This window comes from Rhodococcus sp. 15-725-2-2b, from assembly GCF_002259075.1.
Taxonomy (GTDB): Bacteria; Actinomycetota; Actinomycetes; order Mycobacteriales; family Mycobacteriaceae; genus Rhodococcoides.
Genome location: NZ_NPFL01000015.1, coordinates 159,824 through 181,756 on the forward strand (window position 1 = coordinate 159,824; position 21,933 = coordinate 181,756).

Here is a 21,933-nt window from a genome sequence, read left to right on the forward strand (position 1 = left end):
CTATCCCTTCGTGGTGTTGTCGTGGCCGGTGTACTCGACGACTGCGCATCCCCAGGTGAACCCGACGCCGATGCCGGTGAGCATGATTCGGTCACCGGGCTGCAGGGTTTCGGTGTGCCGGAGCAGGTCGAGGCCGAGCAACGGGTCGGCAGCACCGGTGTGGCCGATCTCGCGCCCGAGTTCGACCAGCGTCTGGTCGGGCTTGATCTTGAGAGGCTCGAAACACTGCTTGCGCAGCAGAACGTTGCCGAAGTTCGGGACGATCCACCTGCCGATCTCGCCGTGATGGGTCGCCGAGTCACCCAGTGCCGTTTCGGCACAACGGGACAGAGCCGCTGCGTTGCGGGACCAGAACTCGTCGATGGAGTGTGTCGCGGTGAAGCCCGCGACGCGTGCTCTCAGGTCGATGGGCCCGTCGGTGTCGTAGACCGGCATGTCCAGGCTGTCGAAGCCGCGGTGCATCTGTTCGAGGTGCGCATCGCTGACCACGGATGTCGACAGGATGCGGAACGGGCCGAGATCGGGGCCGACGACGGCGGCGGCCGCACCGTCGCCGTAGACGAGTCCGCTGTCGGACTTCCACCGGTCGAACAGCGGCATTCGCCATGCGTCGGACGCGGTCACCAATCCCTTGCCCCGTCCGTCGAACCAACGACCGATCATCTCCATGCCCACGATCGCGCCGGCACATGCGGTGCGGATCTCGATGGGCAGACAGTCGTCGATGCCGAGTTCGTTCTGGATGTACGCACCGCAGTTCCAGGCCTCCAGGCCGTTGTGCAGAACGACAGCGTGTACCAGAAGATCGATCTCGTCAGTGTTGATTCCGCTGTCCTGCAACGCGGCTCGGCCCGCGAGGACGGCCATGTCCGGCGCGGACTCGCCGAGGTCGGGATTCGAGACCGCGACCGACGTCTGCCCGGTCTTCTGGTGCTCGACCGAGTCGAATCGCCCCGCCGCGACCATATCGGCCGCCTGCACTCGGCTTTCGGGTAGATAGGACCCGAAGCCCTCGATGTACAGGCTGTCCCACTTCATGACGCGACCTTCGTCACCGAGACTTCACCGTTGGCCAGCCCGGTGTTCTTGCGCGCGAGAAGTGTCAGCGCGGACGCGATCTCCTCGTTGGTCACATCGTTGGCGAAATGGTGTCCGCCGATACCGACGGGCAGCGGCAGTCGCTGACGTCCGTCTCGATGGCGGACGGTGTCTGCGAGTGCGGCGTCGAGCACGCCTGCGGTGGCCAACACGTCGTTCCAGACGGGGAGGCCGAGCCGTTTCATCACCGTGAGAATTCGGTCCAGATCCTCTCTGCTGAGGCTTCCGCGCAGGAAACCCAGCGCGGAGGTGAGCGCCATGTCGATGCTGACGGCCTCGCCGTGCAGCAGAGCGGGCAGAGCCTCCATCTCGAGTGTGGGCGAGAACGTGTGGCCGTAGTCCACGCACCGTTCGAGGCAGGACTCCCACAGGTTGGGTTGAAGCTCCTCGAGCATGAGGTGGATCGATTCGGCAATGACCTGCGTTGCAGCAGTGTCGAGTTCGCTGGACGTACCTTGAAAATTGTCGGCGATCAGGCGTTGACCGTAGGTTTCGAGCAGCTCGAACAGGTCGACCGACTTGATCAACGCCATCTTCAGGATCTCGGCGAGACCGTTGGACAGGTGTCGGTCGTCGAGGGTGCGCAGGAATGAGCGGTCCACGTAGGTGGCGATGGCGGGGGCGTACGTTCCGAGGCGGTTCTTGCCCATGCCGTAGTTGACACCCGTCTTGACGCCCACTCCGGCGTCGACGAGACCGATCAAGGTGGTGGGAATTCTGATGTACGGAGTGCCGCGCCGATAGACACTCGCGGCGAATCCGACGACGTCGAGCAGCACGCCACCGCCGACGGCGATGACCGGCTCGCGTCGTCGGTCGATACCGAATCCGTTCATCGCGTCGACGACGCGGATGACCGAGCTCCATTCCTTCACCGTTTCGTCGGCGCGCATCGGCACGAACGATGCGGCCACCCCGTGGTGCTCGAAGTATCTCCTGATGCGGTCGCCGTGGATGCGATCGACATTGGAGTCGATCACGACGAGGCGTCTGTCTCCCCGGGTCAGCGGTGCTGCGCTGCAGCCGGTCAACAGCTGGGCGTTTTCCGTCTCGAACAGGTTCCGTGCGGCGATGACGTGGTACTCGACCTGCTTCACCGCCTCGACCTTCCACGCCGAGTCGGTGTCTGCGCTGTGACTGAGTCCGAGTTTGAATGAAGCGGCACTACGCATTTCGATCCCCCTGGACGGTGATGTGCACTCTCGGGCTGTATTCGCTCTCTTCCGTGCGGCGCCGAACCGAAGTTCTTGCAGAAGCGTAAGGGATTCGCTTAGTGATCGCTACAGGAGTAGAGTAGATCACAGCTGAACAGAACTGTTGCGATGTGACACAGGAGGGCCTATGGCCGGCGTGCGAGGACAGGGGCGCAAGTTCGATGTCGACTCTGCGCTGGACAAGGCGATGTTCGCCTTCTGGGAGCACGGGTACGAGGGCACCTCGGTGTCGATGCTGACCGGTGCCATGGGCATCAACCCGCCCAGTCTCTACAGTGCATTCGGCGGCAAGGAGGGGCTGTTCTTCGCAGCGGTGGACCGCTACCTCGCTACGCGCGGGGACTTCATGGCCCGGGCGTTCGCCGAGGAGCCGCAGGCCGCCAAGCTCATCTCACGGCTGCTGTACGACGCGGCTGTGCACTACACCGACGATTCGTGTCCGGGGGGCTGTCTGATCATCAGCTCGGCCGTCGGCGTCACCGACACCAACCGAGGGATAGCAGATCGGTTGCGGGACATGCGCAATGCCAACGTCGCGCTGCTGTCGGAGCGCATTTCGGAGAACATCGCCGACGGCATCCTGCCCCCGTCATGGGAGCCCGTCGACGTTGCGGAATTGATCGGTGTGATCATTCAGGGCATGTCCCAGCGAGCCCGGGACGGCGCAACGCGGGGTCAACTCGAACGCGTGGCCGACAGAACCTTGGCGTCGCTGGGCCCGACCGACGCCTGACAGACATTCGTATCAGGCCACGACCGCCGCGAACATGTCGAGGAACAGGTCGACGTCTGCCGACTCGATGGTCAACGGCGGTCTGATCTTCAATGTGTTTCCGTACGAGCCGGTGGCCGAGATCAACACCCCGCGTTCCTTCATGGCGTTGACCACGCGCAATGCCTCGGCCGCGTCCGGTTCACCCGCCGGGCCGATGAATTCGACTCCGACGAACAACCCCGCACCCCGGATGTCACCGATGGAATCGATACTAGGGGCAAGTCCTCGCAGGCCCGTCAGCATGCGCGAACCCATCGAGGCGGAGTTGGCGACCAAGTCCTCGTCGCGGATCACGTCGAGAACCGCCTGGGCCGCAGCGACAGTCACCGGATTGCCACCGAAGGTGTTGAAGTAGCGCAGGTCTCGTCCGAACGACTCGGCCAACGAACTCAGCATGACCAGTCCGGCAATGGGCATCCCGTTACCCATCGGTTTGCCCATCGTCACGATGTCGGGCAGCAAGCCGTGCCGCTCGAAGCCCCACATCGAGGCGCCAAGGCGCCCGAATCCCGGCTGCACCTCGTCGGCGATCAACAGCCCACCCGCGGCGTGAACGACGTCCGCTGCAGGCTTCAGGAACGGTGTCGGCTCCGGCAAGATCCCGTCGGAGGCGAAGATCGAATCGACCATCAGTGCAGCGAAACCGACACCGCTGCAGACCAAGTCGTCGATCTGTGCCTGCACCTTCTCGGCGAACCACGTGCCCGGATCGCCGTCCACCCGGTACGCATCCGGTGCCGGAACCGTCCGCACCCACTCCGCGTCGCGGACGGACGCCGGACCCATCGACGGCGAACACGCCGCCACATCCACGGTTCCACCGTGATACGCGCTTTCGGTGACGATGATGCCCTGACGGCCGGTCGCGTGCCGTGCGATCCGGAGAGCGAGGTCGTTCGCCTCGGACCCGGTACACGTGAACATCGCCGTGCTCAGGTTTTCCGGGAAAGTGCCGACCAGATTTTCTGCGTAGCCGATCACGGCCTCGTGCAGGTACCGCGTGTGCGTGTTGATCCTCGACATCTGCCGGGTGACGGCGTCGACAACCCGGGGATGGCAATGCCCCACGCTGGCGACGTTGTTGTACATGTCGAGGTATCGAGTGCCGTCGGCGTCGTAGACGTACACACCCTCTCCGCGTACCAACTCGAGCGGAGACTCGTACATCAGGTGGTAGGCGGGCCCGAGGACGCGCCTCCGGCGTTCGACCAGATCGAGCGTGCGAGTGCTGAGTCCCACAGTCGAGGATGCATCGAATCCGTTGACGCTCAGGGCTCCGACGCGATCGAGAGTGGTCACCTCACAACCCCTGCAGCCAGAACGCCCAACGCGGATCCGCCATCTTCATCCTGGCGCGGGCGAGCTTCCAGGTTCCGTACTTGTGGTAGTCGAAATCCCATGCGGTGCTGAGCTTGTGGTTCATGCAATCCCACAGGCCCCACTTCACGTCCGCGAGCGCGCTGCACACCTGCACGCGAGAGATCATCGACCACTCGGCCTTGCCGTAGAACTCCTCGATCAATTCCATCGTCTGCTGCTCGCCGTAGAACATCTCGGTGATCATGACGGCGAGCTCGTAGGCGCGGTCGTTGTTGGATGCGAACTCGTAGTCCACCAGTTTCATCGGCAGGCCGTCGCCGATGAGGATGTTTCCTGGCATCGGGTCGTTGTGACATGCAACCAGATCCAGGCCGGACGCCAGCATCGCGTTCTTCGCCTGCCCGTACTCGGCGAGGATCAGCTCTGCGTCGCGCGGCAACCGCACACCGAGTTCGGCAACCTGATCGAGGTGTTCGTCGATCATGTCGAAGATCGTCTTCGTGATGCTCAGCTTGCTTCCCGAATGAAGCACGCGATACACATCGATCATGCCCATCGGGATCTCGGGACGCTTGAGGTCGCCGTTGGTACACGCCCGGTAGCCTTCCAGGAATTCGATCACCTCCACTCCGGTCACCGGATCGAACAGCACCACCTCCGGCCCGATGTCCAGAGCGCCTGCCCGGCGAGCGGCTTCGTTGGCCAGTGACCGGTCGATGAACGAATCCGTCCCGGCGCCGGGGAGTTTCATGAAGTAGCGCTTGGGTTTCCCTTCGACGGTGATGCGCCAATTGCTGTTCATCAACCCTCCGGGTACCGGAGCGTAGGTGATGTTCAGGCCCTCCCACTCCGCAACGGCGGCCAGAGCCTTCTCCACCTGCCGTTCGGGCTCGGTTCGGGCAGATCCCAGTGCGATCTCGTTCATGGCCACCTCAGATATTCCGTACTCGGTCGTCGAAATGGGGGTCGCGCAATCCAGCCCGCGCTCTCAGGAACTGCCAGTCGGAGAACTTCGAATACTCCTGCGTGCCTGGCCTCATCGCGTCGGCATACGAGCCAATGAGGGCCCACCGCAGGGAGTCGGCGATGCCGTATACACGGGCGCGATCGAACAGCGCACTGTCGAACGATCCCCACATCATCTCGAACACCTCGCGTGCGTCGGTGTCGAACGGACGGATCTCCGCGAGCAAGGCACCGATGTCCTGCAACGGATCCATCAGCGCCGCAAAGTCCCAGTCGACGAGCCGCATACCGCCGTCGTCGAGCATCAGGACATTGGAGACGTTGCCGTCGCCGTGGCAGGGGACCGCGTCGAACCCGGCACCGTCGATGCGGACTCGAGCAGGCGCGAGAGTCCGCAGCATCCAATCGAAGTCGGCCGGGAACAACCCCCCGACCTTCTCGACCAAACCGATCACGTGCGCCAGGTCCTCGAACACCGATGCACGTCTGGTGATTCCGCTGAGCCGGTGAACGGATGTCCGCAGCGCCACCAGCTTCTCCACATTCGCGTCCTCGTCGAACAGATCGAGCGTTGCGGTCGAACACCGTCCGGTGAAGTCCTCCATGACCAGCACACCGGAGGCTGCGTCGGAGAAGAAGACTTTCGGTCCGATGCCCGCGTCGCCGGCCGCGGTCGCCACCGAGAACGTCGCTGCGACATCGATGTAGTCGCGAGCGTGCGGTTCCGTCACTTTCACGTATGCGGCCGAGCCCGCGCCGGAGTCCGCAACCTCGGCCCGCGCCGAATACCGCTCGGAGTCCGCGCCCCACCAACTGGGGCTCGCCATGGTGGTACCGGGGTCCAACGTCAGGTCGCCCGTTGCCCAGATACCCAACTCGCTCAGTGTCTGCCGCACAGTCATCCCAGCACTCCGATCTTGTCAGCGGCCACAGCCGTCGGCCAGTTCATCTCGAATCCCCGTGCACCTTCGAGCCATTTCGTCAGCCTCAGCACCGCCTGGTCGGCGAACCGACGTCCGACGACCTGTATCCCGACAGGCATGTGTCCGGCGAAGCCGAAACAGAGCGCCGAGGCCGGTTGCGCGGTCTGGTTGAACCATGCGGTGAAACTGCAGTGGCCCAACGGTTGTGCCGGGTCGAGCCCGACTTCCTCGGCACCGAAGCCCACTGTGGGAACGACCGGAGAAATGACGAAGTCGAATTCGGACGTCTGCGCCCGAACAGACTCCTGCGAGCGCATCACCGCATCGGTATCTCGCGTGAACTGAGCGGCCGAATACTCCGCCGCCGCCGAGGCCCACTCCGCGACCGCGGGCAGTACCTGCGATCGACGACTCTCGGGAATGGCCTCCCACTCCGTGCGCGCACGAACCTGGAACAGGCGATCCAACGCCGGGTACGGATCCACGCCGAAGATCGGCGGCATGTCGGTGACCACGGCACCCGCTGCACTCAGTTGCATTGCGGCAGAACGCACCACGGCCTGTACGTCGTCGGAAATGGTGGGACCGTAGCCCATGTCGAGCATGACGCCGATGCGAAGCCCGGCAGGAGCGAGAACCGCGTGTATGTCGGAGGTGTCCTCGTACGGCAGACTCCACGTGTCGCGTGGGTCGGGCCTCGAGACGACGCCGTAGAGGTCGATGAGATCGTCGACGGTGCGCGCCATCGGACCGGCCGATCGCATGGTCGACGGAGCAGTGTGCGGAATGCGGCCCTGCGTCGGCTTCAATGCAACGAGCCCGCAGTGTCCCGCAGGCAACCGCACCGACCCGGCGATATCGGAACCGACAGAACCGAACCCGATGCCCGACGCCAGCGACGCACCTGCACCGGCACTGGATCCACCGGTGTTGCGCGAAGGGTCCCAAGGATTACGGGTGATGCCGTACAGCGAGCTGACGCCGGCTGCCATCATCCCCATGTCCGGCATCGTGGTCTTGCCGACGATGACGGCACCCGCTTCCTTCAGCCGGGCGGCCGGCGGCGCGTCGACCGTGGACATCGGCAGGTCCGCATTCGCTGCGACGCCGTGCCGCCACGGCATCCCGATCGCATGGACGCTGTCCTTGATCGTCACCGGAATCCCGTCCAGGCCTCCTCGGGCACGGCCGGATACGAGTCGGTCGGTCGCGGCCGTCGCGGCTGCACGGGCACCCGACTCGTCCACGTACGCCATCGCATTGATCACGGGGTCGGTCGCCGACAGATGCTCCAGCGTGGCGTCGAGCAACTGCACGGGAGTGAGCTCACCGGTGCCGAATGCCGCACGTATCTCGGCGACGGTTTTGGTCAACAGGGGATTCATCGCGTGCCTTTCATGCCGATACCGCGGTTACCGCCGGTACGACCGGAGTGCCGACGAGCCAGCCGCCGTCCACGGCCACGATCTCTCCGCAGATGTGGTCCGAGAGCGACGAGGCCAGGAACAGCACGGTGTCGGCGATGTGCTGCGGATCTGCCCACTTGCCGTTGGGCGTCTGCCCTTCCAGAGCAGCGCGGATGGATGCGTCGTAGATCGCGGTCATGTCGGTCTCGACGAAGCCGGGCGCAACGCCGTTGACGTTGATTCCCATCGGTGCATAGTCGATGCCGACCTGCCGAGTGAAGTTGACCATCGCTCCCTTCGCCGCGCAGTACCCGGCAAATCCTGGATTGGCCCGCAGGCCGCTGATCGACGCGACGTTGACGACCTTGCCGCCCCGCCCGGCGTCGACCATGTGCCGTATCGCCGCTCGGGTGCAGAAGAACGTCCCGTCCACGTTCACTGCGAAAAGTGACCGCCACGCATCGTCGGTCGTGTCGAGGACCGTTCCGGCACTGAGCACTCCGGCGTTGTTGACGAGGATGTCGATGCCCGATCGGCCCGCAACGTCCGCGAAGACCGCGTCGACCTGCCGGGAATCGGAGATGTCCAGCAGGACGGACTCGGCGGTGCCTCCCGCAGCGCAGATCAGATTCGATGTCGATGCGCCGTCGGTGCGGAGTGCATCGCTGCGGTCGGCGATCACCACGTGCGCGCCGGCCGCCGCCAAAGTGGTCGCGACTGCTCGTCCGATGCCGCGGGACCCGCCTGTGACCAGTGCAGTCTTGCCGCTCAAATCGATCATCTGGCTCTGCTTTCTATGCTCGAGTGCGGCTGGTGCCGGCGAGTTCGGAAGATCGGCCGACTCCGATATCGCCGCGCACCATGCGCGCGACCGTCTCGGCGAGCATTTTCACGCCGTCGAGCAGGTCGCTGTCGTGGGTCAGTTCTTTCTCGCTGTGCGAGATTCCGTCGACGCTGGGGACGAACAGCATCACCGTCGGGACGACGTCCTTGAGGTTCACCGAGTCGTGGCCGGCCATCGTGAGCATCCGTCGGGACGACAATCCGAGTGCCTCGGCTGCCTCCTCGGCCAGTTCGACGCCGTCGATCTGGTAGCTCGTGGACGGCCGTAGCGCCGAGGTGTCGACGCTGACCCGCACCTCCCCGTCGGTGTTGACGGAATCGATTGCTGCAAGGAGCTTCTCGTGGGCCTGCTCGAGAACCTCGGGATCGGAGGACCGGATGTCGATGGCCATGGTGACCTTCGACGGCACGACGATGGGGGAGTTGGGTTCGACATCGAACTCGCCGACCGAGGCCAGCAGCGTCTCCTGCGGGAACTGCGTGGTGAGTTCTCGGGTGGCGAGCACGATGCGCGATGCGCCGACCAACGCGTCGTGACGCAGGGCCATGTGCGTTGCTCCGGTGTGCGACTGCTCGCCGTGAACGGTGATCGAGTACTTCCGTGCGGCCCAATTGGCGGTGACGATGCCGATCGTCGTGCCCGTGTCCGCGAGAATGGGGCCCTGTTCGATGTGGATTTCGGCGTAGGACGCGGCCTCGGGTGCATCGTCGTTGCCGTGAAATCCGATATCGGACAGAGCATCCCGCACGCTGACGCCATTGCGATCGGTGACCTTCAGGATGTTCTCGGCGTCGAACTTGCCGATGAAGACCCCGCTTCCCATGAGGCTGGGCGAGAAACGGGAACCTTCCTCGTTGAACCAGTTCACCACCGCGAGGTTGAATTGTGGAGCGACCGAGCCCCGTTCGACGCATTCCGAGACCTCGTACGCGGCGTGTGCCGCGGCGAGGACCCCGTAGGCCCCGTCGTACTTTCCGGCCGTCGGCTGACTGTCGAGATGCGAGCCGACGAGCACGTACGGTGCGCCGGGAACCAACTCGACGGTGCCGTACATGTTTCCCACCGCGTCGACGGTGGTGGTGAAGCCGTGCCGGTCGAACCAGTCGGCAAGGAACCGCCTGGTTCGACCGTCGTCCGCGGTCGCTGCCTCGCGGTGCACGCCGCCGGCGGCGGTGGCACCGAACTGCGACATCGCGGCGAAATCGTCGAGAAAAGTCACTAGATCTTCTCCGGTGCGGGGTTGGCAGCGAGTTCGTCGATCCGGTCCTCGAAGGACAGGTCGACCGGTGCTGTGCGGGTAGGACGCTTGCCGACCGCGAACATCTCGTCGACGCGTGCCTTCTCCTCGGCCGTGATTCCGGTGACCTTGGAGACGATGAGGAAGACGGCCAGGTTGACGGCCATGCCGACGACTCCACCGGTGAGGCTGCCCAGTCCGACGATGTCGTCGGGGAAGATCGCGGTGAGCACCAGGGCGACGGTGAAGCCGGAGATCATTCCGGCGACTGCGCCCTTACCGTTGCCGCCTCGCCAGAAGATGCCGAGGAACAGTGGAATGGCAAGCTGCACAACGCCTTGGTACGAGATCTGCGCGAGGAGTTGCAGACGCGTCATGTTGAAGGTGGCGTAGGCGACGATGGCCGCCGCTGCCATGAACGCGAGCATGCTCGTCTTGGCCACCTTGGTGAGCTGGCTGTCGGAGAGTTTGCGCTTGTCGGAGTTGACGATGTCGTTCGCGATCTGCAGTCCGCAGACCTGCACGCTGCCGTCGATGTGGCCCATGGATGCGGCGAACACCATGGTGGCGGCGAGTCCCAGAAGCCACGTCCCACCGTAGCTCTCGGCAATGGTGAACCAGCCGGTCTGCGGTGAATCGGCGACGGCGGGAATGACCGTGCCTGCGATACCGACGAGCATGAGCAGTGAGTAGAAGACGCCGGAGATCAGCACGGTGCGGATGGTGCCGGACTTGACTGCCCGGACACTGGATGCGGTGTAGATCCGCTGAAAACTCGTCGGCCAGCAGAGCGATCCGACGACACCGGTGAAGATGAGGGCGAAGAGGTAGAACGGGCCGTAGGAGTCGCCGTCGCCGGGGACGCGGAGATACTGGTCGGCCACGTCTCCCAGAGTCGAGAAGCTGATCGGGCCGCCGGCGACACCGGAGAGCAGAATCAGGCACAGTGCCGCGGAGAAGACGTACGCGACGATGCCTTGGAACATGTCGGTCATGATCAACCCGCGCATGCCCATCTTGACGGTCCAGTACTGACGGATGACGATGACGGCCAGGCCGACGAACAGGCACGTGGTGACCGACCATGCTCCGGCACTGGCGATCTGGAAGACCTCGCCGAGTGCCTGCATACCGAGCACCACCCAGGGGAAGAGCGAGACGATACCGATGACGCTGGCGACGATCTTGGTGCCGCGCGAGTTGAAGCGCAGGCCGAGCAGGTCGGGCTGTGAGCGGAGGTTGTACTTCGCGCCCCATCGCCAGGCGCGGGTGGCCATGAAGTACATCATGGCAACACCGAGGCTGGAGTAGGCGAGGCCGTACATGCCGAATACGCCTGCGCCGCTGGCGAGTCCGAAGAACGCGATGAACACAGAACCCGGCCACCACGAGTTGACGTAGCTCATCGCGACATACCAGGGGCCGTAGCTGCGACCGCCCACCGAGTACTCGTCGAACGTCGGTGAGGTCTTCTGTTGGGTGGTGTACAGAATGAAGATGACGACGGCGTAGAAGACGCCGAGCATTCCCAGCATGATCAACATGTCATTCTCCAGTCAGCGGTGCGGTAGCGGGGAGGAGGTCCTCGTCGAGTTCGCCTCGGATGTCCTCGACGATGTAGAGGCCCCACAGGGTCAGTCCGAGCACGACCCCGTTGATCAGCCAGTACATGATGGCGAACGGGATACCGAGGATTTCGTAGCGAATTCCGCTGCCCCACATGTAGAGCGGTGGGAACAGTGCGAAGAGCAGAGCGAGAGCGTAGGTACCGCCGAAGAACGTCATGATGCTCTTTCGGCTCAGGCCGCGAATGTACTCTTTCATGTGCGTCATCCTTGGTTGACTATTTTGAGAACCGAGTCGTGAATTACGCCGTTGGTCGCAATCCCGTTGCCTTTGTCGAAGTCTCGCGCTCCGTCGAGCGAGGTGAAGGTGCCGCCGGCTTCCTCGATGATCACCGGCATGGGGGCAAGATCGTAGATCTGCGTCGTGTAGTCGACCACGGCATCGGCCTGGCCGCTCGCGACCATCATGTAGCCGTAGGCGTCGCCCCAGGTGCGTAGTACGGCACCCGTGGCGTGGAGATCGACGATGGTATCCGGGTGCCAGTCCTCGAGCCAGGTTGCCATCACGTAGGCACCGTCGAGATCGGTCCTGCTCGAAACATGCACCTGCTCGCCGTTTTTCCAGCACCCTTTGCCGCGCTCGGCGTGCATGAGGATGTCGACGCTGGGTAGGTTGATGGCACCGAAGACGATCTCGTCGCCTTCCTCGATCGCAATCAGGTTGGCGTACAGAGGAACTCCGTGCACGAACGATTTGGTGCCGTCGATCGGGTCGACGATCCAGCGGTAGTCGGAGGTGCCGCCGGTTTCACCGAACTCCTCTCCGAGAAAGCCGTCGGTGGGGAAGTGCTCGGCGACGCCGGCTCTGATGTGCGTCTCGATATCGCGATCCGCCTGTGTAACAGGGGAACCGTCCTGTTTCTGTTCGACGGTGAGGCCTGAGGTGTCGAACCAGCGACGAGCGATCTCGCCCGCCGAGCGGGCGAGCTCCACGCCGAGAGCGGCGCGTGCCGACCTGGAATCCTCCACGGTGTTGCACCCTTCGGTAGATGTTGCGTTCTCGGGTAGGTGCAACGATGGGCGTAGACCATTTCTGGTTTTCTCGTCGATACGTGAACGTCGTGTAACGCGTGACCTGGTTGCGGGTCATAGGACACCCGCCGTGTTAATCGTGCGTTAATGCCCAGGTCGAGGGGTGTTGCGCGGGCCTGATTGAAGATTGAATGGACACTGCAGTCATTCCAGGAGAAATCGAGGTGGTCCGGTGCTGTTGATGGAACAGACGCACGCGGCGCTTCTTCGGCTGGCGGCCGAGCTCGAATCGCGGTCCGTTGCCCGGTTGCCTCCCGAACGCGAACTGGCCGAGCGGCTCGGCACGTCGCGGACGACACTGCGCAAAGCGCTGGATCTCCTCGAACGCGACGGTGTCATCCGACGGACGAAGGGCAGGGCAGGCGGTGCCTTCCTGACCTCGGTGACACCGGGTTCGTCCTCGCCGGAAAGTGCGCAGTCCCTCTGTCAGAGCCGGCGACTGCTCCGAAGCCTCAACACCGTCAAGGGCGTCCCACAGATGCTGCACGAGCAGGGATTTCGAGACGGGACCAAGGTCATCTCGGCGCGCATCGCCGAGCCTAGCCCGGAGGCGGCGCAGGTCCTGGGAGACGGACCGGTGGTGTCGTTGCTACGGCTGCGCTTCGCCGATGGCGACACGCTGTCGTTGGAGCAGATGTATCTCAGCGACAGCATCTGTGGCCGAGTTCTGGAGACTCCGTTGGACTCGGTGTACGAGGCTCTGCGTACACGGCTCGGCGTATCGGTGTGTATGGCAGACGAATCCATCGAACTGGCGACGATCAGTGCGCCCGCGGGCTCGCTGCTTCGGCAACCCGAGGGAACACCCATCCTGAAACTCGAACGCATCGGATACGACCAGTCCGAACGACCCGTCGAGTACTCCGTGGACCTGTTCCGAGCCGATCGAACGCGATTGAGTGTGCGCACCTCGTCGCTGGTGAGTGCCTCGGTCACCGAGACTGCGACCTAGACGCGTAGGCCCGGAGACCGCGGTCCCCGGGCCTGGTCGCAGACAGCTACTCGTCGCAGCAATGCCCGGCGGGCTTCGGCGTCTCCGGTGCCAGATCCAGCATCGGATTGCCGTCGAAGAATCCCGTGGGCTTGAGGTGCAGACTCACATGACTGACCGGCATGACCGGCCAATCCTCGGGGCGCACCACGTGATGTGCAGCGATCGTGGGCCAGATGACCAGGTCGGCGTTCTCCAGGGAACGGTCACCGCTCGTGTACTTCACCAACCCATCGGGTCCCGGATTCTGGGCCACGTACTCACCGGCCGCATAGCGCTCACGTTCGGCGTACGGCGTCGCCCACAGGTGCTTAGTGGCAAAACCGCCTCGGCGAGCCTGCTGCGAACCGGGCTGTGCGAGAGGCAGAGCGACCGCACCGGACGGTTCGATCTTGTACCCGATGTGCCCACCGAGCTTGTTCTTCTTGTCCGCGTTTGCAATCAACCAGGAGCGGGCCCGGAGTGGATCGGCGAGGCGTTGCGCTTCCGACTCGCTGGTGAGGTGTCTTTTGGTCTGACGCCACGCGTTGCCGTGCGGGTTCTCGGGGCCTGCGGGCACTGCCTCGGCTTCGAGCTCGTACAGGTTGTTGCGTGCCCCATCCACGTTCATGTCCAGACGAACACTGAAGAAGTGTTGATGATGCGGCCCATAGAGACCGGGCGCGACAAGAGTGCCGAACTCGGGGACCGTGCCCGGCTCGATCGCACCGGTGGAGATGATGCCGGTCAGCTTGATCTCGAACTCGATGGACCCGTCGAGATACAGATGCCAGTAGAAGCCGTAGTCGTAATTGCCCACGGTGGCGAAGAACGAGACGACGAGACGACGGTTGCGTCGGACCTGTCCCACGTTGTCGCGAAAGTCGGTGTGCTTCCAGCCGATGCTGTAGTCCTCCTCGTGCATGCAGATCGCGTTCGGTAGCTCGATCGGCTGACCGTCCTGATCGTTGACGTACGCGTCGAAATAATGGATCTCGCCGAGGCAATCACAGCCCAGCTGAAGCGAATTGGCGAGAACGCCCAAACCGTACTCGCCCTCGTCGAACACGTTCTTGTTCCACTGGCTGTCGCCCGGATCGCCGTAGGGTACATACATCTCCGACAGGGATGCTCGATGGATGACCGGGCGTAGGGTTCCGCGATCGACGTATCCGACATCGTGCAGCACGAGACCCTCCCGCGGCGTGAAGCCGACGCGCAAGCGCCAATTCGCCCACTCGACGTAATGGCCGTCCACCGTGAACGACGGACCGTCGGGTTGAGTGATGTCGATCTTCTTCATCGGTGCCCGCTGGTGCGCGAACTCCGGGACGTTGCCGGGACGTTCGTAGAATCCGGGCAGATAGTTCCCGGGCGTGTCTGGGATGGGGACGACGCCGGTGTCTGCGACGTCGACGACCTCCATCGTGTCCATATCGACCGTCACGACGAGGTTCTCGACGGGCCGCGCGTAGCCGTTCTCCTGCGCTTCGCTTCGTACGAACGTCAGTGGCCGGGCGAGGCGTCGACCGCCGGGGTTGTCGCCCGCCATCGTGTGGCCGCTGGCCCACTTGTCCACCATTGCCAGCGAGAAATCGGTGACGCCGCGTGCAGTCATCGCCGCCTGCCAGCGCGGGTCGGCCTTGATGACATCCTCGCAGCGAAGGAATTCCTCCAACGTGATGGGCGGCTGGGCGTCGAAGATCTCGGTGTAGCTGATCAGGGCGTCGTGGGTGAGCGAGACAACGGCCTCGAAAGTGGCATGGGCGTCACGGTCACGCAGGACGACGAATGCTCGACGGTCCGTATCCGAATGCTGGAGATCCGTTTTCGTCGACTCCAGCAGTTCGATGTAGACGAAGCGTGCAGCGGAGGTCAGGTTCCGCTCGCGAACGACTATCGCCGACGTCCTCGAAATCTCCTGCGGGCTCAGCGGTTCGAGGGGATGAACTACAACGGGCGCAAAGGTATCGGTCATCGAGGCTCCTGCAGTCGGTGATGGAGAAGTTCCGGCGGAATGCCGCGCGTGCGAACGAAAACCACGACGGCGGCGAGCGTGAGTTCGACCGCCGCGAGAATCGAGGCCGCGGAGGCACCGCTGACAGCGTCGGTCACCAACATGCCCGACGCGCCGCCGACGCCCATTCTCAGATGCAGAACGGCCGACATCACCGCGAGTGCCGATGCACAACGGTTGATCAACACAGTTCGCCACTTCCCGCCGTCGCTGTCCGTTACGACGCTAGGGGTAGACCATTACTGGTATTCGCAGTTCGCGTGAGGAACGTGTAACTCACCGAACGGATCAGACCAGCTCGATGACCTCCAATGCACCGTCGGCATGGGAGCTCCGCAGCCTCTTCTTGTCGTATTTGCCGACACTGGTTTTCGGGACCTCGTCGATGAATGTCCACCGCTCCGGCAGCTGCCAGTGCGCCACTCGGCTGTCGAGGAATTCCTTGAGTTCCTCGGCAGTGACCGATGCCCCCTCGCGAACGACGACGGCTACCAAGGGCCGCTCGTCCCACTTCGGGTCGGGCACGCCGATGACCGCGGCCTCCCGCACGGCCGGATGTCCCATCACCTGGTTCTCGAGCTCGACCGAGGAGATCCATTCGCCACCGGACTTGATGATGTCCTTGGAGCGATCGGTCAGGCGCAGGTACCCGCCCTCGGAGATCGTTCCCACGTCACCGGTGCGCAGCCAACCGTCGTCGAACTTGTCGTCGGCGTCGGCGCGGTAGTAGCTGCCGGTGATCCACGGGCCACGCACTTCGAGTTCCCCGACGGTCGCACCGTCCCATGGCAACACCGTGCCTGCATCGTCGACGAGTCGCGCCCGGACTCCGGCGACGAATCTGCCTTGAGTACAGCGCAAGTCGAATTCGTCCTCCGGCGACAGGCCCGCATCGGGCTTGCCCGAGGTGCCCAGTGGGGAGGTTTCGGTCATGCCCCACGCCTGAGAGATGTGCACTCCGTACTTCTCGTGGAACGCCCGCATCAGGCTCGGGGGGCACGCGGCACCGCCGACCACCACGTCACGCAGGCTCGACAGATCCGCCGGGTGCTCGTCGAGATGAGCGAGCAGGGCCTGCCAGATGGTCGGAACCGCTGCTGCGGCTGTCGGACGCAGCGTCGACATCATCTCCGCCAGCGGTGCCGGCTGCAGAAACCTGTCGGGCATGATCAGCGACGCACCGACCATCAGCGCCGCATACGGCAAGCCCCACGACATCGCGTGGAACATCGGCACGATGGCCAACACCTTGTCGGACTGCGCAATCGCCATCGCGTCGGTCATACACGCTTGCATCGAGTGCAGGTAGATGGAGCGGTGCGAGTACACCACGCCCTTGGGATCACCGGTGGTGCCCGACGTGTAACACATTGCGGCAGCTGATCGTTCGTCGAGTTCGGGCCAGTCGAACTCCTCCGGCTTGCCTCCGAGCAGGTCCTCGTAGCCGAGCACCTCGATGCCGTCGGGTGCGGTGACCTGTGCCGGGTCGACGCCGACGACGATGAGGTGCCGCACGGTCTCGAACGTCGGCAGCAACGGCGTCAACAGGGGGAGCAGACTTGCGTCGGCGATGATGACCTGGTCCTCGGCATGGTTGACGATGTAGGTGAGCTGCTCGGGAAAGAGCCGAATGTTCAGTGTGTGCAGCACAGCGCCCATCGCTGGAATCGCCATGTAGGCCTCCATGTGCGGGGCGTTGTTCCACATGAACGTTCCGACGCGCTGATCGTCGTCGATGCCGATCGACCGCAGACCGTGCGCCAGTTGCGCTGCCCGCCTGCCCAATTCCCCGAAGGTCACCGTGGTCGGACCGGTGTCGGTCCAGGTGGTGATCTCGGCCGAGGAGTGAATGGACGTCCCGAATCGAACCAGCTGGCCGATGGACAATGGGGTGTCCTGCATGGTGCTCTTCATCGATCTCGCTCCTGAAGTCTCGGCATACACATCGTTGTGCTGCGCGTCACACCATGCACGATACGGACTTACTCGGACGCGTGGTCTCGGGTACCTCGGATTCGTGCGTCGACCTCGCGAACGATGTCCTGAAAGATCTCCGACGCGGGGTCGATGACGGCGAAATGGCCCCCAGGTCCTTCGATCGAGGCGACCGAATCCGGGCCGGCCGACGCGGCGGCGTAGTACGCCCGGCTGATCTCGAGCAGATTGGGGTCGTCGTCGAGTGCACTCACCACAAGCTGCGGGACGCCGAGCGGAAGCCTCGAGATGGGCGACGATTTCTCGTACGTCTCCTGCGCACCGGCGAATCGTGCGCCGATCGCGTTCGACACTGCCCCTTCGCCGAGCCACCGCTCGTCCCCGACCCGCAGATCGAGTACCCCGGCCAGACTCACTGCGAGAGCGGGTGTCCCTGGCTTTCCTGAGGAATCGGCCGCGGCTCGCAGTGCGAGTTGACCGCCCGCCGAATGGCCGAACAGAACTACCTGAGACAGATCCAGATCGCCGGGTGCCGTCTCCAACGCTGCGAGCGCGGACGCGACATCGTCGGTCATCACATCCCAGCCGTGTTCGTCGGGTCGACGGTATTCGATGTTCCAGGTGGCATAGCCACGTGCCGTCAGATCGACGGCTATCGCGTCCATCAGATCGAATTCCCATCGCGAACGCCAATACCCACCGTGGATCAGCACGGCGACAGGGAACGGACCGTCGCTCTCGGGCACCCGCAGCTCGACGCGTTGTTCCGGGTGATCCCCGTAGGACAGGATCGTTCCGGGGTGGAAGCGGTGGAAATACACGCTGTCGATCGCGAATCGCAGACCGTCGAGTCCACGGCCGCGAATATGAGTGCGTATGCCCGGTGATCTGTCCGGAGTGCACTGACCCAGATCGACCCGAACTGCACTGCTGTACGGCGACGTATCGATCGGGATTCCGTCACCTGGAACGACGATCGCCTCGTCGGAACTGGTTGCGGCATCGACGATTTCACCGGTCAGGCCACGAGCAGCGAGAGCCCTGTTCGCCAGTTCCTCCGCCGTCGCTAGATCGGCGAAGACTCCGGGAGCGGCAACGATATGGATGTGTCTCGAAACGTCGGTCATGGGTTCACGCTACCCAGAACGGCGTCGACCGAGCCCGGGACGGTGCGTCCGGACTCGGTCGAAGAACGTGCAGTCGAAGAATGCGGATCAGTTGTCGACGGCCTCGTTCAGTTCGCGCAGGCGGGGGAGTGCGCGGTTGGTGAGCAGGTCCTCGCGGGTCGCGGCGGAGACGGCCATGCTGTCCTTCCACAGTGACCGGCCGGCCATCGCGCCGCGCGCGCCGTTCGCTACAGCGACGCGTACCTGCTCGATGAACGTCTCGTGGTCGACGCCTGCGGAGAGCACTGCCCACGGAACACCCTGTGCCGCTTCGGTAACGGCGGCGCAGGCCTCGGCGGAGCCGGGGTAGGGGAGCTTGAGGACCTTGGCACCGCATTCGACCGAGATGCGGGTGGAGTCGGCGATGATCTTGCCGAAGCCTGCCTTGTAGTCCTCGTCCGATTCGCCCTCGAGCTTGTAGGTCAGGATTTCGACGATGAGCAGCAGGCCTTCGGCGGAGCACGCCTTGACGAGGTCGCGAATCTCCTCGGCGACACGGGAATCGACGCCCTGCCGTTCGGGACGCATGTAGAAGAGCATCTTGGCGACATCGCCACCCAGGTCGCGTACGACGCGCGGGGTGACGCCGTCGACGTACCGGGTGTAGCGCAGGCCGTCGGTCTCCTCGAAGCCCGAGGCGTCCATGCCGACCACCAGCGCAGTGCCCCGCGAGAGCACACCCTCGTCGACGATCTTGGGCAGTGCGACCTCCGGGTCGAGCAGGATCGCCGGGGCGTGATTGCCGAGGTAGCGAACCAGATCGGCCTTGGCGTCGGCGAGCTGCTCGAACGTGACCGAACCGGGCCCGTCGGGAGCGTCCGTCATGACCGCCTTCATGCCGTTGCGTTGATCTCCTGCGACGATGAGCATGTTGCCGTCGGCGGTGGAGATGGCGGCCATTCCGCGACGTTCGAGTGTGGTCAGTTCGTTCATTGTTTTCTCCTGGTGCTGGGTTGGGGTCGAGAGCGAGCGAGACAACGTTGTCTCAATGCAGAAATGTGGGCTCAGATCTCTATGAGCGTCAGTAGTCGCGCCGCGAACAACGCTGCGCCGTAGGCGGTGTCCTGGGCGCGGGTGGAGACCGAGACATCGGGGAGCACTTGCGCGCGGGCATCTCGAACGCTGGCCATGCTCGCCCAGCCGCCGGTGAGCAGCGTGGAACGGGCCGGGGCAACCTCCGCGTCGAGGGCGGCGATGAGCCGCGCGATCTCGTCGTTGCCGTGCAACAGAATCGAACGGAACAACTCCGCCGCGTTCACCCCGTCCGTCCGCACGGTGATCGACAGAACCCCGTCGTCGTTGCGGGCTCCGGCGATGTCGATACCGCCGTCGGTGGACGGTCCGCCGGCAGGCAATGCGCACACCCGCTGATCGAGCAGGTCACGCCCGGCGCGGTCGGTGATGTCGCACAACTGCAACGCCCGTCGCATCAACAGCCCGGTCTTGACTCCGGCGACGAGTACGTGTTGGCCCGGAACCACATGCCGCACCGAATTGATCAGATGATCGGCCAGACGGCTTCGTGCATCGGGCGTCAGCGGAGCGTCGAGCACTCGCAGCAGCACCTCGGCGGTTCCCATCGACACGTGATAGCGGTCGTTGGGGATTGCCCCACCCGATACGGCGGAGACGAGGTGGTCATGGCCGGCCACGGTCAACCGTGCCCCCGCGATGGCGTCGGGGAGGGCGGGTCCGGTTGCCGTTCCCAGATCCGTGCCCGCATCGACGAGAGGCGGGATGAATTCGGCCCCGACGCCCAAGTGCGTCAACATTTCCGACCACGGCTCGCCGGTGTCCTGATCGAGCAGGCCGGTTCGGGAACCGAGCGAGTAATCGGCCACCGCGCGGCCACCGAGGGACAGCACGACGAACTCGGGAAGGTTGAACCATCGCAGTCCGGCCAGCTTCAGTCCGTTGTCGCGCAGGTGCGCGATCTTGACCACCGACACCTGGACACCGACGGGAAGGCCTGTCTTCCCGGCGAACCGGTCACGTAGATCCTGGGGTAGTGCGTCGACCTGCTGTTGCCCTCGGGGATCGAACCACGCGAAGGCCGGCGCTCGGACAACGTTGTCTTGATCCAGAAGGAAACCCGTCTCACCCATTCCGGACACTGCGATCGCATCGATGCGCGACGCGGGATCGCCGGTCACCTCGGGCAGTCGGCGCGCGACGGCCTCGAGTAGATTCGCGATGGTGGCGAGCAGGTCCTCGGCCGCGAGGTCGGTGGTACCGCCCGGGCCGTGACGCCACGGTGTCGGACTCTGCTCGATGAGCATTTCGGTGCCGGCATCGTCGGTGACGAGTACTTTGACGCCGGTGCTCCCGAGGTCCAGTCCCGCAACAAGTCTGGGGTTCACGGAGTTGGTCTCATTTCTGTACGGGTAGGGGGAGTGCATGCGAGAGTCTTTCCACCAACGTGGTGGGCGCGACCTGTTGCTCCGGTTCGAGGTAGGGATCGTCGAAACGCTGCACCAGCCGATCGAACGCGAGTGTGCCGATGCGATACGGGTCTTGGTCGATGCACGTCACCGATGGACTGACGGCATCGGCGAGCGAGAAATTACCGAACGAGACCATCGCCACGTCGGTGCGATCCATCTCGTGCAGCACCGATACCACGGCCGTCGCATGACGTGCGTTGGCGACGAAGAAGGCGGTCGGCGGATTGCGTAGTGCCAGTAGCTTCTTCACCACGGGCCGTACCGAATCGGCGGCGTGCGACACCGGGGGAGCAAGTGCCACGTCCGGCTTCTGGCCGAGGTTCGCGAGAACATCGAAATACGCCTCACGGCGCAACTGCGCGGTCTGCAGTCGATCGTCGAAGCCGAGCAACGCAATTCGGGTGTGCCCGCCCTCCACCAGTTTCTCGACGGCTCGTTTGGCAGCGCCGTAATCGTCGACGATGACCGAATCGAATCCCGGGATGGAACGGTCGATGGTCACCGTGGGCAATGTTCGACGCCGAGGCACGAGGAAGTCGCTGTGATCGCCGACCGGCGCGAGAATGATGCCGCGCACGTGTTGACCGGCCAGCAGTGCCAGCTGGTCACGTTCGCGCTGGGCGTCGAACCCGGTGCTGCCGACGATGACGGCGAGTCCGTGTTCGAGTGCCCGATCCTCGACGGCACTGACCAGGGAAGCGAAGAACACGTCGTCGATGGAGTCGACGACGATGCCGATGGTGTTGCCCGATCCCGATTTCAACGAGCGCGCAGCCGAATTGGGGACGTAGTTCAGCGTCTGCACCGCGGCCTCGACGCGTTCGCGCAACTCGGGCAAGACGGTGTCCACGCCGTTGACGACGCGGGAGACGGTCTTGAAGCTGACGCCTGCCAATGCGGCGACGTCTTTGATGCTTGCGCGCTCGGTCACGTGAACTCTCGATCGGAGGGATTGCGTTTC

At 64.0% G+C, this 21,933-nt stretch carries 20 protein-coding genes; 2 read left to right on the forward strand and 18 right to left on the reverse strand.

Annotated features, from left to right (window positions below; all coding sequences use genetic code 11):
• Together CH306_RS16920 and CH306_RS16925 are read right to left on the reverse strand one after the other, a co-directional pair.
• Nucleotides 1-1,038, reverse strand: a complete 1,038-nt coding sequence (locus CH306_RS16920; protein ID WP_032395031.1) for a ketoacyl-ACP synthase III family protein — start codon at nucleotides 1,036-1,038, stop codon at nucleotides 1-3.
• Nucleotides 1,035-2,270 carry a sedoheptulose 7-phosphate cyclase gene (locus CH306_RS16925; protein WP_094647260.1) on the reverse strand — a complete coding sequence of 412 codons (1,236 nt, stop codon included), beginning with the start codon at nucleotides 2,268-2,270 and terminating at the stop codon, nucleotides 1,035-1,037. The genes CH306_RS16920 and CH306_RS16925 overlap by 4 nt, the downstream gene beginning before the upstream one ends.
• Nucleotides 2,271-2,439: 169 nt before the next feature.
• On the opposite strand from CH306_RS16925, the gene CH306_RS16930 reads away from it, so the two are divergent.
• On the forward strand, nucleotides 2,440-3,045 hold the full coding sequence (locus CH306_RS16930; protein WP_094647261.1) for a TetR/AcrR family transcriptional regulator: 606 nt from the start codon (nucleotides 2,440-2,442) through the stop codon (nucleotides 3,043-3,045).
• Nucleotides 3,046-3,057: 12 nt separating this feature from the next.
• On the opposite strand, the gene CH306_RS16935 is transcribed toward CH306_RS16930, so the two are convergent.
• Genes CH306_RS16935 through CH306_RS16975 form a run of 9 tightly spaced genes read right to left on the reverse strand, consistent with a single transcriptional unit; the run spans nucleotide 3,058 to nucleotide 12,377 of the window.
• Nucleotides 3,058-4,386, reverse strand: coding sequence for an aspartate aminotransferase family protein (locus tag CH306_RS16935; protein WP_256981189.1), 1,329 nt, complete (start codon nucleotides 4,384-4,386; stop codon nucleotides 3,058-3,060).
• Nucleotide 4,387: 1 nt separating this feature from the next.
• Nucleotides 4,388-5,332: a choline kinase family protein gene (locus CH306_RS16940; protein WP_094647384.1), complete on the reverse strand. Its 945-nt coding sequence runs from the start codon at nucleotides 5,330-5,332 to the stop codon at nucleotides 4,388-4,390.
• Nucleotides 5,333-5,339: 7 nt separating this feature from the next.
• On the reverse strand, nucleotides 5,340-6,275 hold the full coding sequence (locus CH306_RS16945; RefSeq protein ID WP_094647263.1) for a phosphotransferase family protein: 936 nt from the start codon (nucleotides 6,273-6,275) through the stop codon (nucleotides 5,340-5,342).
• Nucleotides 6,272-7,681: an amidase gene (locus tag CH306_RS16950; RefSeq protein WP_094647265.1), complete on the reverse strand. Its 1,410-nt coding sequence runs from the start codon at nucleotides 7,679-7,681 to the stop codon at nucleotides 6,272-6,274. Before CH306_RS16950 ends, CH306_RS16945 begins: the two co-directional genes overlap by 4 nt.
• 10 nt (nucleotides 7,682-7,691) lie before the next feature.
• Nucleotides 7,692-8,483, reverse strand: a complete 792-nt coding sequence (locus CH306_RS16955; protein ID WP_094647267.1) for an SDR family NAD(P)-dependent oxidoreductase — start codon at nucleotides 8,481-8,483, stop codon at nucleotides 7,692-7,694.
• 13 nt (nucleotides 8,484-8,496) lie between these two features.
• Entirely contained in the window at nucleotides 8,497-9,765 is a 1,269-nt protein-coding gene (locus tag CH306_RS16960; protein ID WP_256981190.1) for a M20 family metallo-hydrolase, read from the reverse strand.
• Entirely contained in the window at nucleotides 9,765-11,327 is a 1,563-nt protein-coding gene (locus tag CH306_RS16965; protein WP_094647269.1) for a sodium:solute symporter family protein, read from the reverse strand. The genes CH306_RS16960 and CH306_RS16965 overlap by 1 nt, the downstream gene beginning before the upstream one ends.
• A 1-nt stretch (nucleotide 11,328) precedes the next feature.
• Complete coding sequence (locus CH306_RS16970; RefSeq protein WP_045199456.1) at nucleotides 11,329-11,607, reverse strand: hypothetical protein; 279 nt, start codon at nucleotides 11,605-11,607, stop codon at nucleotides 11,329-11,331.
• Nucleotides 11,608-11,612: 5 nt separating this feature from the next.
• Complete coding sequence (locus CH306_RS16975; protein WP_052049432.1) at nucleotides 11,613-12,377, reverse strand: inositol monophosphatase family protein; 765 nt, start codon at nucleotides 12,375-12,377, stop codon at nucleotides 11,613-11,615.
• 244 nt (nucleotides 12,378-12,621) lie between these two features.
• Between CH306_RS16975 and CH306_RS16980 the strand changes: the two genes are divergently transcribed.
• A complete protein-coding gene (locus CH306_RS16980) occupies nucleotides 12,622-13,392 on the forward strand; it encodes a GntR family transcriptional regulator (RefSeq protein ID WP_045199458.1) in 771 nt (256 codons plus the stop codon).
• Between the two features lie 46 nt (nucleotides 13,393-13,438).
• On the opposite strand, the gene CH306_RS16985 is transcribed toward CH306_RS16980, so the two are convergent.
• The 7 genes from CH306_RS16985 to CH306_RS17015 form a co-directional block, all read right to left on the reverse strand.
• Nucleotides 13,439-15,388, reverse strand: coding sequence for a primary-amine oxidase (locus CH306_RS16985; RefSeq protein ID WP_094647271.1), 1,950 nt, complete (start codon nucleotides 15,386-15,388; stop codon nucleotides 13,439-13,441).
• Nucleotides 15,385-15,615, reverse strand: a complete 231-nt coding sequence (locus tag CH306_RS16990; protein WP_094647272.1) for a hypothetical protein — start codon at nucleotides 15,613-15,615, stop codon at nucleotides 15,385-15,387. The genes CH306_RS16985 and CH306_RS16990 overlap by 4 nt, the downstream gene beginning before the upstream one ends.
• Nucleotides 15,616-15,715: 100 nt before the next feature.
• A complete protein-coding gene (locus tag CH306_RS16995) occupies nucleotides 15,716-17,341 on the reverse strand; it encodes a long-chain fatty acid--CoA ligase (protein WP_094647274.1) in 1,626 nt (541 codons plus the stop codon).
• A 68-nt stretch (nucleotides 17,342-17,409) separates the two neighbouring features.
• Nucleotides 17,410-18,489 carry an alpha/beta hydrolase family protein gene (locus CH306_RS17000; protein ID WP_094647276.1) on the reverse strand — a complete coding sequence of 360 codons (1,080 nt, stop codon included), beginning with the start codon at nucleotides 18,487-18,489 and terminating at the stop codon, nucleotides 17,410-17,412.
• A gap of 87 nt (nucleotides 18,490-18,576) precedes the next feature.
• Nucleotides 18,577-19,461, reverse strand: coding sequence for a tagatose-bisphosphate aldolase (locus tag CH306_RS17005; protein WP_094630728.1), 885 nt, complete (start codon nucleotides 19,459-19,461; stop codon nucleotides 18,577-18,579).
• Nucleotides 19,462-19,532: 71 nt separating this feature from the next.
• Complete coding sequence (locus tag CH306_RS17010) at nucleotides 19,533-20,888, reverse strand: FGGY-family carbohydrate kinase (protein ID WP_052683681.1); 1,356 nt, start codon at nucleotides 20,886-20,888, stop codon at nucleotides 19,533-19,535.
• Between the two features lie 10 nt (nucleotides 20,889-20,898).
• Nucleotides 20,899-21,903, reverse strand: a complete 1,005-nt coding sequence (locus tag CH306_RS17015) for a LacI family DNA-binding transcriptional regulator (protein WP_032395043.1) — start codon at nucleotides 21,901-21,903, stop codon at nucleotides 20,899-20,901.
• Between the last annotated feature and the right edge of the window lie 30 nt (nucleotides 21,904-21,933).